Source organism: Pantoea sp. RCC30.1 (assembly GCF_058148845.1).
In genome coordinates this window covers 1-12,504 of sequence record NZ_JBXUHX010000056.1, presented here as the reverse complement: position 1 = coordinate 12,504, position 12,504 = coordinate 1, and the positions used below count along the sequence as shown (strand labels likewise).

Here is a 12,504-nt window from a genome sequence, read left to right as displayed (position 1 = left end):
CAGCACCAGCAGTGCATCGTTAATGCGGCCGAGTAACTCCTCCAGCCAGCGTCCCGTTACCGCCGCCAGCAGGGCCAGCAGTGTGCCGATCAGGCTGGCCAGCAGCGCCGCACTGAGTGCCAGGCCGATAGAGAACTTCGCGCCGTAGAGAATACGGCTCAGCATGTCGCGTCCCAGATAGTCGGTGCCCAGAAGGTTATCGGCCGTCAGGCCGCCCATCAGCGGGCCGCCGCCGATGTCATCAATGCTGTGTGGTGCCAGCAGGGTGCCGAACACCGCCATCAGCAGCCAGAACAGCGACATCATCAGACCCAGTCGACCCGACCAGGAGAGCGACTGTAAGAAACGCCAGGGCAACAAGAGAGTATTCATGCGCTTCTCCATTTCGGATTAAAGGCGATAGTCAGAATGTCCGCCGCCAGCAGCAGTACCAGGTAGCAGGCGGCGAACAGCATCACGCAGAGCTGCACCACCGGCAGGTCGCGGTTGCTGACCGCATCCACCAACTGGCTGGCCAGACCGGGATAGCTGAAGATAGTTTCGATGATGATCACCCCGCCAAACAGATAGGAAAGGCTGAGTGAGATCGCGTTGGCGATGGGTCCGACGGCGTTGGGCAGCGCGTGACGCAGCACGGCGCGGAGCGGCGACACGCCTTTCAGCAGCGCCATCTCCAGATAAGGGCTATCAAGCTGATTAATAATCGCGGCCCGCGTCATACGTGCCATCTGCGCCACCAGCACGCAGCAGAGTGTCAGCACCGGCAGCGCATAGGCTTTGAGGTAGCTCAGCAGGTCGCTGTCCGGACTGCCAAACGACATTGCCGATACCCAGTGCAGCTTGACGGCGAAAATCAGCACCGCCACCGTCGCCACCAGAAATTCCGGCACGGCTACCGTCGCCATGGTGCCGATGACCAGCGCCCGATCGAGCCGGGAACCGCGATTCATCGCCGCGATGATGCCAATGATCAGCGCCATCGGCACGCAGATCAGCGTGGTGATACCCGCCAGTTCAAAGGTTGCGGGAATACGCTGCGCCACCAACTGCGAGACCGGCAGATGGCTCGCAAACGAGGTACCGAAATCACCCTGCACCATGCCTGTCAGCCAGTGGATATAGCGCATCAGCAAAGGCTGATCGAGACCCAGCTGCTGCCGTAACGCCGCCACCGTTTCCGGCGTGGCGTTCTGGCCGAGGATCATCTGTGCCGCGTCACCCGGCAGCAGGCTGGTGATGAAAAACACCACCGCCGAGACGATAAGCAAAGTCAGGATGCCGGCGCCAATCCGCCGGGCAATCAGGAACATCATGTATCGGTTCATCGGCGTACTCCTTACTCAAATAACGTATCAGGCGGCCAGCCAGGCAAACTCATGGAAGCGATAGCCCATCATCATGCCTGACGGCCAGGCTTCGACTCCTTTGACCTTTTTGCTGTAACCATCGGTGGAGCTGATAAATGTCGGGATGAGGGTGCCGCAGTGGTCATAAATCAGCGTCTGCATGTCGCCATACATCTGCTTGCGTTTCGCCTGATCGCGCTCACCGCGTGCGGTGACCACCAGTTGATCAAACTGGGGATTTTTCCAGCCCGACTCGTTGTTCGGTGCGGTAGAGAGATAAAATTGTGAGAAGAGCATGTCGAGCGTCGGACGCGGGTTTATCGAGCCATATCCCATCGGATCTTTCATCCAGTGCGAAGACCAGTAACCGTCATACGGCACGCGTCGCACTTTGATGTTCAGCCCTGCCCCGCGAGCCATCTGCTGAATCATCTGCCCGCCTTCGTTCGCCCCTTCGATATTCGGCGTGGTGATGATCTCTACTGTGGAGCCAGCCATGCCCGCTTTTTTGATATGGAACTTCGCTTTTTCTATATCGAGCGCACGGGGTTTGAGGTCGGCGTTATAGAGCGGATGCCATGGCGGCACCGGGGTGTCATTACTGACGTCGCCGTATCCCTGCAGCACCGTTTTCACCAGCATTTCACGCGGCTGCAGATATTTCATCGCCAGGACGAAATCTTCGTTGTTACCTGGCTTCACGTCGGTGCGGATAATCAGGTTGGTGTACATGCCCGATTTACTTTCCAGCACGCCAAATTCGCTGCTGGCTTTGATGCGCTTGCAGTCGGCGGCGGTCAGGGTAGAAACCATCTGCAGATCGCCTGACATCAGGGCATTAACGCGTGCCGCGCCATCGGTGACACCAATCAGCTCCACCTCATCAAGATGCGGCAGACCGGGTTTGTAGTAGTTGGGATTTTTGGTACCGATGGTGCGCGTACCCGGCATAAACGTTTTGCAGACAAACGGACCAGTACCGATGCCTTTGCTGAAATCGGTGGTGCCGTCCTTCACAATTAAAAACGGTGGCGTCGCAAGCATGTAAGGAACGTCGAAATTGGCACTGTTCAGCTCCAGCTGCACCTCATTGTCATTGACTGCGCTGAAGGTTTTGAACTGATCGGCCAGCTTAAAGGCGATAGAGGCGATAGCGGGATCTTTGTGGCGGCTGAGCGAGAAGATCACATCTTTGGCGGTCAGCGGTTTGCCATCATGGAAGGTGACCCCTTTACGCAGTTTGATATGCCAGGTAATGCCGTCGCTGGAGTCCAGTGATTCGGCCAGCGCTGGTTGCGCCATCAGGTTTTTATCCAGCTCGGTCAGGCCACTGTAGAACATGAACTGGCGGGTGTAGTCTGCGCTGTTGTTACTTTTGGCCGGATCGAGCGTGTCGGTGGCCGAGGAATTCGACATAGCCGCCCGCATTTTACCGCCTTTGACCGGCTTGTCATCTGCCAGTGCCGCCCCGGAAAAACCGACCAGACCGCTGCTCATCACCGCACCCGCGGAGAGGATTTTCATCAAACTGCGACGTGACAGTGAGCCTTCGGTGATCATGCGCGTCAGTGCCGGATTTACCGCATCAGCGTCGTTATTATCAAATTTACTCATCTCTGTACCCTCAATAGTCAGGCGAACCGGGGATCATTTTCTGGCGGTGCTGGACACCTGGCGGCCAGCTCCCGACGGGATGTTATGAAAGGCGATCCTTTGCTTTGTAATAGAGTCCTGCGAGCGGTAAAAACCATGGCTTGCCGTGATAACCGGGCAGTGCGGGCCATGCGTCGCGCTGCCAGGGATTTTCAGTGCGTTTTTCGGCCAGAACATCGGCCATCACCCGCCCCATCCAGACCGACATCTGGGTGCCGTGACCGCTGTAACCGAGTGAATAGAACAGGCCATCCTGTTCACCCGCGTGCGGCAGACGGTCGGCGGTCATGTCAACCATGCCGCCCCAGCAGTAGTCCACCTCTGCCTGGCCCAGTTGCGGCAGCATCTGCGTCATCGCGTGGCGCAGGATCTCGCCGCTGCGCGAATCTGATGTCGGGTTGCTGACTGCAAACCGCGCCCGCCCGCCAAACACCAGACGGCTGTCGGCGGTGGTACGGAAGTAGTTGCCGATATTCAGCGAGGTGACGTAAGTCCGGTTATTGGGCAGCACCTGGCGCAGCAGCGCCGGATCGAGCGCTTCGGTCACGACGATAAAGCTGCCGACCGGTACAATGCGACGCTGGAACCAGGGAAAAGGTCCGACGTTGGAGCAGCCGGTCGCCATCAGCACTTTATCCGCCAGAATGGTGCCCTGCGCGGTGTGTATCCGATGCTGATAGCCCTGCAGGCGTTCTAACTTCGTCACGGCGTGGTGCGGGAAAATCTTCGCGCCGCTGCGCGCGGCAGCCTCTGCCAGCCCGACGCCAAATTTACCCATGTGCATCTGACCGCCACGCTTCTGCAGCAGGCCGCCGTGGAAATCGTCGCTGGCGATTTCGTCGCGCACCGCCGCTTTATCGAGCAGTTCGATCTCCGGGTCCACGGTGCGTCGCATCAGCTCATAGGCCTCCCGCAGCCCGGCCACGTGCGACGCTTTGCTGGCAAGCTTGAGCTTTCCGCACAGCCGGAAGTCGCAGTCGATCTCTTCATCCTGGATCAGTTGCTGGACGTAGCTCACCGCATCGTCAAATGCCCGGTAAAAGCGACTGGCCTGCTCCAGACCCTGACTTGCCACCAGCGAGGCGAAGTTCTGCGCCACACCGGTGTTGCAGTGGCCGCCATTGCGCGCTGAGGCCTGGCTCATCACGTCGCCACTCTCCAGCAGTACGACGTTGATGCCGCTGCGTGCCAGGTTAAGCGCGGCCGAGACGCCGGTGAAGCCGCCGCCGATCACCACCACGTCCGCCTGTGCGGGCAGCAGTTCGCGAGCGGCACCGGTAAAGGCCGGAGCGGTGGCCTGCCAGAACGATTCCAGTTTCATGGGGTGTTCCTCAGAGTCCGACGACGCCAGGCAGGCCGCCGATATCTTTAATTTCGGTGTACTGATAGTACGGGTTCGCCGGTTCATGACCGCGATTGACCCAGACTTTGTTTTTGATGCCGAGATCGTGGGCGGTCATCAGGTCATAGCGGAAGCTGGAGGAGACATGGAGGATCTCCTCCGGGCCGCAGCCGAGCTTATCCAGCATATATTCAAAGCCTTTCATCTGTGGCTTGTAAGCGCCCGCCTCTTCCGCCGTGATGGTCAGGTAAATGGGCGCGCCCAGACGCGGTTCGTGGTGCGGGATCAGGTCTTTCATCGAATTGGTCAGCAGCACCAGCGGAAACTCTTTAGCGACTTTTGCCAGCCCGGCGGGCACGTCGGGATGCGGTCCCCAGCTGGCACAGTCGGTATAGATAAAGTCGCTGTCGGCTTTGTCCCACTTCACGCCCCACTTTTTGCAGGTGCGCTGAATCGCATTACTGACGACGTCGTAATAGGGTTTCCATGCGCCCAGCACCTCATCCAGCCGGTAGCTTGAAAAATCGGTGGTAAAAGCGTTCATTGCCTCCGGGTCGACGCGGTCGCTGAAACAGCGTTGCGCGGCGCCCGCCATATCGAAGCGAATCAGCGTGCCGTAACAGTCAAACGTGATGAATTTCGGTTTAAACAGTGCCATGTAACACCCTCGTCTTTGTCAGTTGCGCTTAGAAATCGATGAGTACACTCTTCTGGCGCTGGCAGGCCTGAAACGCCTGACGCCCTAAATCTTTCCCAATGCCGGAACCGAGAAAACCACCGGTCGGAATGATGAAGTCACCGGAGCGGCCATAACGGTTGATCCAGACGGTGCCTGCATCAATGGCGCGCATCGCACGCAGCGCGCGCGGCAGACTCAAAGTGTGTACACCGGCGCAGAGGCCATAGGTGTCATGGGCGGCCATCGCCAGACCCTGCTCTTCATCATCAAATGTCTGAACCGTCAGCACCGGACCAAAAATCTCCTGCTGCACCGCCGGATTATCCTGCGCCACGTGGCTCAGCAGCGTGGGCTGCCAGAACCAGCCGTTGTCGGTGTCGGCAAAACGCTCTCCGCCCACCAGCACCTCTGCGCCCTGCGCTTTAGCCGCCTCAATCACCGAGCAGACTTTGTTACCCTGGCGTTCGTCAATCAGCGGCGCGTAGCGGCTTTCTTCCTGCCAGGTGACGCCCGGTTTGAGTTCGCGGCAGAGCTGTGCCAACCGCTCAACCAGCGGATCGGCAATATTACGCTGCACAATAAGACGGGTGCCCGCCACGCAAGCCTGGCCGCCGTTGGCGGTGAAGCCGCGCAAGATGCGCTGGGCCAGCACCTCAAGGTCACCCGCATCATCAAACACCAGTTGCGGACTTTTGCCGCCCAGCTCCAGCGTCACCGGTTTCATGCCGTGCTGCGCGGCATCGCTCATGATGCGTTTTCCGGTCACGGTCGAACCGGTAAAGGAGACTTTGCGCACCAGAGGATGAGTCACCAGCGCGCTCCCGGTCACCGCACCATTGCCCTGCACAATGTTCAGCACACCCGCCGGTAAACCCGCCTGGATCGCCAGTTCAGCCATACGCACGGTTGAAAACGGGGTCAGTTCAGAGGGTTTCAGCACTACTGCGTTACCCGCCGCCAGCGCCGGTCCGCATTTCCACGACGCCATCGACAGCGGGAAATTCCACGGGGTAATCGCGGCGATGACGCCATAAGGTTCGGCAATCAGCATGCCGAGGCTGCTGTCACGGGTAGGAAAGAGGTCACCGCTGTATTTGTCGGCGCATTCGGCATAAAAGCGAATCGCTTCGGCGGTAAACGGGATTTCGTGCAGCACCACGTCGCTGATTGGCCGGGTGGAGCCCAGCGCTTCCAGCTGTGCCAGCAGCGTGTCCTGCTCAATCAGATCGGCCCAGCGGCGTAATACACGGCCGCGTTCGCGCGGCGGACAGCCTGACCAGCCGCTGGTTTTCAGTGCCTGATGCGCGACGGTAACAGCGTGATCGACATCCTCCGGCGTGGCATCCTGCAGCGTGGCATAGACTCTGCCATCAGAGGGACGTTTAACCTCAAAGGCTGCGCCCTGGCTCTGGTAGTGCTGGCCGCCAATATAATGGCCAGCCGGAAGAGAAACTTTTTCAGGGTCGAAACTTAACATGGAAGAATTCCTTATTTGTTACACCCATCAGTTGCTGACTTATTAGCGTTTTCAACGGCCGATTTCTGCGGTGTTAATAAGCTAATGCAGAAAGTATGCCAGCCGGACAAAAAATAAAAATGCGTTTAAAACAGCGCAAAAAAATTTTCTGCCGTATTGCCGGGGGATTTTTTGCGGAATTGCCGAACAATTAAACAGATGATTTACTTCACAAAATTTATGCGCCCTGCTGGTGCAACCTGCACGGAAATTGCACCAAAGCGGATGTTACGGGTCAGGCTGCTCATCACAGTCGCAGGCACCTGCCGATTTACCGCTCCGCTTCACATCCCTGATAAATTCTTTGGTTTTTAAACACTATTATTTGACGCCGAAGAAATTACCCTGAGCATCAGGCAAAAAAAACACCAGCTGGATGATCCGGCTGGCGTTCTATTAATATTTAATTACAGACTGCCAATGTGAAATGTTTTTTGTTCCAGATATTCATCCATTCCGTAGCGTGAACCTTCCCGGCCAATACCGGAGAGTTTAACGCCGCCAAACGGCGCGACCTCCAGGGAAATAGCGCCGGTATTAAAGCCGACCATGCCAAACTCCAGCGCTTCAGCCACGCGCCAGGCCCGCCGGATGTTCTCGGTAAAGAAATAGGCTCCCAGGCCGTAAGGCGTGTCATTCGCCATCGCGATCGCCTCCTCTTCATCATCAAAGATAAACAGCGGCGCGACCGGGCCGAACGTCTCCTCATGAGCGATCCGCATGCTGGAAGTGACTTCACCGAGTACCGTGGGCTGCACGAAGGTGCCGTTGCCCTGGCTGATGCCGCCAGTCAGCAGGGTTGCTCCCTGACTCAGCGCATCAATGATGTGACCATTCACTTTCTCCACTGCGCGACTGTTGATCAGCGGGCCAATGGTGCTGTCGGGCGCAAAACCATCGCCCACTTTCAGGGTGGCGACCGCCTCAAGCAGTCGTGCGGTGAAGCGCGGATAGATGCTCCGCTGCACCAGAATGCGATTGGCGCAGACGCAGGTCTGCCCGGCGTTGCGGAACTTGCTGAGCATGACTCCGGCAACTGCAATCTCAATGTCGGCATCATCAAACACGATCAGCGGTGCGTTGCCGCCCAGCTCCAGGCTCAGGCGCTTTATGCTATTGGCGCTCTGTTGCATCAGCAACTGGCCGATGCGGGTCGATCCGGTAAAAGAGATTTTACGCACCGTGCGGCTTTCTGTCAGCGCCGCACCAATCTCTGCAGGCAGGCCGGTCAGTACCTGTAACACGCCAGACGGGAAACCGACACGCTCTGCCAGCACCGCGAGTGCCAGCGCCGAGAGCGGCGTTAACTCCGAAGGTTTAACGATAATCGGACATCCGGCGGCCAGTGCTGGGGCAACCTTGCGGGTGATCATCGCAATCGGAAAGTTCCACGGTGTGATGGCAGCGGCAACCCCTACCGGCTGTTTCAGTACCAGAATGCGACGGTCTTCGCTGGGTGCGGGAATGGTGTCGCCATAGATACGACGAGCCTCTTCCGCAAACCATTTTACAAAGCTGGCGCCGTAGAGCACCTCACCCCGGGCTTCTGCCAGCGGTTTGCCCTGCTCAGCGGTCATGATGATCGCCAGGTCGTCAGCATGTTCGACAATCAGCTGATGCCATTTTTCCAGCAGCGCGGCACGGCTGGCATTGGTGGTTTTGCCCCAACTGATGCGCACCGTTTCCGCATACGCTATCGCCCGCTCCGTTTCCGCCCGGCCCAGCGCCGGAATGGTGGCCAGCGTTTCGCCCGTGGCTGGATCGATAACCGGCAGCGTAGCGCCCTGATGCGCATCCTGCCAGTGCCCGGCAAACAGCGCCTGCTGGCGCAGCAGATCGCTGTCTTTAAGTTTTAATCGCGACATAGCATCCCCTCGTGGTCAGTTAATTCCACTTTATCGCGCCGGGTCAGCGCAGGATGTTGTTGTGCGGGGTGAGAAAGTTTCGTGAAGGAGTTTTTTGCGGTGATTTGAAATTTTATGCCGTGCGGGAACGGGGCGCATCCGACGGGATGCGCAGTGTGATTAAATCTGGAAGTCGATGACTGGCTCGTCGTCATTACTGTAGGAGAGCGCCTGGCGTTTGATCTCCTCCAGCGACAGGTTGGCGTTGCAGAGTTCCAGGAACTGCCAGACGTAGTTGCGCTGCAGCTGACCGCGCTTGAGGCCGAGCCATACGGTGCTGGCGTCGAACAAATGTGTGGCATCCAGACGTTCAAGCTCTTCACTCTCTTCGGTTTCACACGCCTGATCGGCCAGTATCCCGACGCCCAGACCGAGTTTAACGTAGGTTTTCACCACGTCGGAGTCCTGGGCGCTGAGCACGATATCCGGTTTCAAGCCCGCCGTCTGGAAGGCACGGTCAACCCGCGACCGTCCGGTGATGCCCTGCCGGTAGGTAATAAGTGGATAGCGGCTGAGGGTGCTCAGTGAGACCGGCTGGTTCTGCACCAGCTCATGCCCTTTCGGTACAAGCAAGGCGTGATGCCAGCTGAACCACGGGAATGCGGCCAGATTGCTGTTATTGACCAGCATTTCACTGGCGATGCCGATGTCTGCTTCACCCGCCAGCAGCATGGTGACGATTTCCTGCGGCGATCCCTGATTCAATTCAAGCCGGACGTTGGGATAGAGCTGCCGGAACGCTTTGATCACTTTCGGCAGGCTGTAGCGTGCCTGGGTATGCGTGGTGGCGATAGTCAGGATGCCGCTGGTTTCATTGGTAAACACATCGGCCAGCCGCCGCACTTTTCCCGCTTCATCCAGGATACGCTCGGCAATGGTAAGCAGCGCTTTGCCCGGTTCGGTCATCCCCAGCAGACGTTTGCCGCGACGGATAAAGATCTCCACACCCAGTTCATCTTCCAGATCGCGGATGTGCCGACTGACACCCGACTGTGAGGTAAACAGCGTGTTAGCGACTTCCGTTAAATTAAACTCACAGCGGGCCGCCTCGCGGATGATTTTAAGCTGCTGGAAATTCACGATATTTACCTCCCTTTACCTAATCTGATTATCTGATGGTAAGAACTATTATTGATAACCGGAAATACTAAAAAATTCACATTTATGACTTTAGGGAATAACGGGGGGGGTTTAGATTGCGCGAGGGATGCACCAGACGGCTGTGGCTAAAGGTTGAACAGCAGGATGCATACAGTCCGCTGTTGATTGGGAGTGGATGAAAATTCAGAAAAGAAAGAGTGTTAAACTGGAGGTGAAGACAGAAAAGTTAACTTTGATTAGGTTTAGCGTGAAAGTTCTCATTTTATAAAGGATTAAAGGAAACCTTAATATGCTCCGCTTCAGGTTAACTGGCAGGGTTAAGTTTCCAGGATGCATAAAACAGACAATTGCATACAGTAGTTGATTGAGGAGTATTCCCATGGCACGCAGAGATGACATCGCCGCAGCATTCAGAGCAAGCATCAGAATAGCCGGTAACGGCAAGCAAACGGTCACCATGCTGGATTTCGCGGCATACCTGGAGAAGGTTAACCACGATTTCATCCTGGCTGAGGCCAGCCGCTGGATTGAGCATTATCTGGGTAACTTTCACGACATCTCGACTGAAGAGGGTGAGCGCCGGACGTTTCACCTGTTCAATCCTCACTCCGGAGGATGCTAATATTGGTTATAAATAAGTCAAATTCCGTCATCAACTCTGTTAGCAAACCAATAAACCATATATGCCAACAAAAACCCTATACAAGACAGGCCTGCTTTGATGTATCTGTCATCAGAATCAGACATAAATAGAAACCAGGATATAAGCCCAAGCGTGGCTAAGATGATGCAGTCGCTAAGGCCAGCAATGCCACGGGACGCTAATTTCTTCAACCAGCCAATCATGGGCGAACCCTTTGAATGAAAATGGATGATACCTCATCGAAAAGCACCTTATTTTGCTGCCAGAGTGATAGCGTTTTTTCAAAAGGCTTTACTCGCTTTTCAATCAAAAAGTAAAGCAAATCCAAATCCCCAAGTCTCTTAAGGTAATTTTGTAGTTCTGGGTCCCGGCGGCTTAATTCGCGCGATGTATATACTGCTCTGGACTGCATTGCTCCCAGGGAGATAAGTGAAGAGAACGAGAATCCTATCATCATTCTGGCAACCAATCTGTCAGCAAACATTGGCCCAATGTTGCCGAGTATCATCTTATTCATGACAACCCCTCCGGAAAGGCTCGCACCCGCATGGGTGCCGGTAGTTTTGAGTTTGTTGACATCAATTTTATTTAGATAACGATCAATGATGATGTTTGCAATCTTTTTAAGGCTTTTCCTGTTAGCAAATCCGTTTTGGATTAGCCTGATGCAACGCTCGCCATCAATACTGTTCAAGGTTCTGTTGTCTGTATCGAGAAAGCTGTAACCCAGGTAGTAAAGATCCACAGGTAACTCAAGTGCACCTCCAGCAAAAGATTCCAAAAAATTGCTGTTTACATTGAGGGCGTTGACCATGTCATCTGCTAATCCCTTAGCGCTTATCATTATGATATTCCTTATGAATAAGATATTTAAAAAGTGGAAGCAACAATCCAGCAGCTTATAACTCAGGCGAGCACATCTTACAGCCAGTGATAATCTGAAGTTATTATAACGCGGCCTGATAAATTGTATTAAATGGGGATTTATTCATTCTGGATGGATACACAGTGAAATGTGTAAATCAGTTGATGGGAATTCAAGAGCCGGTCGGCGTTATGGGAATGAACTAAGTGCTGAGTTAAACTGAATGAAGATGTGTACAGATTCATGTACATTTTGCCTGTTTATGAGCTTTTATTAAAAACAGTAACTTAAATCTTTTACTCTCTCTATCCATTTAAAATAATTTTTACATGCATTCCTGCCTGCCAAATAATAAAAGGATAGCAAATAAAAGTATGCAGATAGTTTCCTGCCGGGAATGTCCCGCCTGGCAGGAAACTATCTGCATACTTACAATCCACGCTATAAGCGCCCCTCTACCCCACTAACATCAACTCCCTCTCCTCGCTCAGCGGCTTATTCAGCAGCGACAGCAGGATATTCTTCACTGCCTGTGCAGAAGGTGACAGCGGCAACCGGGCAGAGATGTTCAGCGACAGCGGCAGACTCAGTGACGGACTGTTGATGCGTGACATCCAGGCATCAGTCGAGCCTACCAGCGAACGGGCGGCGGATTCGGGTAATACGGTGACACCCATGCCGCTGGAAATGGCTGAGGTCAGGGTTGAAATCGATTCGATCTCACCGATGATACGTGCACTCAGGCGACGCAGTGAAAACGCCTCATCAACGCGCTTGCGCACTGCGCTGTAGTCGCGCGGCAGGAACAGACTCATCTGCGCCACATCGGCCAGATCAACGCTGGCACCCGGGTAGTCGGTGGCGCCCACCAGGAAGAGATCCTCTTTCATCAGCGGCATGCTGTTGATGCCGGCAGTGGGTGCGCGATCGTACAGCACCGCCATATCCAGCTGACCGTTCATCACTTTCTCATTCAGTACGCTGCCACTGTTTTCGTGCAGGTAGACCAGCACTTCCGGAAATTGATCGCGGACGGTTTGCAGCAGCGGCATGGTCAGCGAGGATGCCGCCGTGCCCGGTGCCAGACCAATCGACACCTGGCCGCTCAGCACCTGACCAGCATTAATGACCGCCGTCTGGGCCTGCTCACATTGGCGCAGAATAGTGCGGGCATGGCCATAGAGAATCTTACCAGCTTCAGTTGGCGTGACGCCGCGCTTGGTGCGAATCAGTAACTGCTGATCCAGCTCATTCTCCAGCGTCGCGACCTGCTGACTGAGTGCAGGCTGTGCGATGTGCAGCACTTCTGCTGCCTGCGTCAGACTGCCGATATCGACGATTTTCACAAAGTACTTCAGTCGTCTTAAATTCATCTTGCCTCCGTCACTCACCCCGAATAGCGAAATGGGTCTGATCCCATCGCCCTGATAACAGAGATTTTGCAAAATGCAGGCC

General features: G+C 55.4%; 10 protein-coding genes and 1 pseudogene. 1 reads left to right on the top strand and 10 read right to left on the bottom strand.

The features are described from left to right. From AC2LB6_RS23910 to cbl, 8 genes and pseudogenes are all read right to left on the bottom strand, one after another. Positions 1-372, bottom strand: a pseudogene (locus AC2LB6_RS23910) (ABC transporter permease); the annotation flags it as partial. Continuing rightward, positions 369-1,325 (bottom strand): ABC transporter permease, encoded by a 957-nt coding sequence (locus AC2LB6_RS23905; RefSeq protein WP_003852376.1) that lies wholly within the window; start codon positions 1,323-1,325, stop codon positions 369-371. The pseudogene AC2LB6_RS23910 and the gene AC2LB6_RS23905, both read right to left, overlap by 4 nt. Before the next feature lie 27 nt (positions 1,326-1,352). Next, positions 1,353-2,960: an ABC transporter substrate-binding protein gene (locus AC2LB6_RS23900; RefSeq protein ID WP_490095373.1), complete on the bottom strand. Its 1,608-nt coding sequence runs from the start codon at positions 2,958-2,960 to the stop codon at positions 1,353-1,355. An 82-nt stretch (positions 2,961-3,042) separates the two neighbouring features. Further along, positions 3,043-4,320 (bottom strand): NAD(P)/FAD-dependent oxidoreductase, encoded by a 1,278-nt coding sequence (locus tag AC2LB6_RS23895; RefSeq protein WP_490095372.1) that lies wholly within the window; start codon positions 4,318-4,320, stop codon positions 3,043-3,045. Positions 4,321-4,330: 10 nt separating this feature from the next. Further along, on the bottom strand, positions 4,331-4,999 hold the full coding sequence (locus AC2LB6_RS23890) for a haloacid dehalogenase type II (RefSeq protein ID WP_292992220.1): 669 nt from the start codon (positions 4,997-4,999) through the stop codon (positions 4,331-4,333). Positions 5,000-5,027: 28 nt separating this feature from the next. After that, positions 5,028-6,497 (bottom strand): aldehyde dehydrogenase family protein, encoded by a 1,470-nt coding sequence (locus AC2LB6_RS23885; protein WP_490095371.1) that lies wholly within the window; start codon positions 6,495-6,497, stop codon positions 5,028-5,030. Positions 6,498-6,943: 446 nt separating this feature from the next. After that, positions 6,944-8,401 (bottom strand): NAD-dependent succinate-semialdehyde dehydrogenase, encoded by a 1,458-nt coding sequence (locus tag AC2LB6_RS23880; protein WP_490095370.1) that lies wholly within the window; start codon positions 8,399-8,401, stop codon positions 6,944-6,946. 159 nt (positions 8,402-8,560) lie between these two features. Next, on the bottom strand, positions 8,561-9,520 hold the full coding sequence (cbl, locus tag AC2LB6_RS23875) for an HTH-type transcriptional regulator Cbl (protein WP_490095369.1): 960 nt from the start codon (positions 9,518-9,520) through the stop codon (positions 8,561-8,563). A gap of 400 nt (positions 9,521-9,920) precedes the next feature. Between cbl and AC2LB6_RS23870 the strand changes: the two genes are divergently transcribed. After that, on the top strand, positions 9,921-10,163 hold the full coding sequence (locus AC2LB6_RS23870) for a DNA polymerase V (protein WP_490095368.1): 243 nt from the start codon (positions 9,921-9,923) through the stop codon (positions 10,161-10,163). A 220-nt stretch (positions 10,164-10,383) separates the two neighbouring features. Here the strand turns inward: AC2LB6_RS23870 and AC2LB6_RS23865 are convergent, their stop codons facing one another. Beyond that, positions 10,384-11,028 (bottom strand): hypothetical protein, encoded by a 645-nt coding sequence (locus AC2LB6_RS23865; protein WP_490095367.1) that lies wholly within the window; start codon positions 11,026-11,028, stop codon positions 10,384-10,386. Between the two features lie 476 nt (positions 11,029-11,504). Further along, positions 11,505-12,422 carry a nitrogen assimilation transcriptional regulator NAC gene (gene nac, locus AC2LB6_RS23860; protein ID WP_090959775.1) on the bottom strand — a complete coding sequence of 306 codons (918 nt, stop codon included), beginning with the start codon at positions 12,420-12,422 and terminating at the stop codon, positions 11,505-11,507. Positions 12,423-12,504 lie beyond the last annotated feature (82 nt).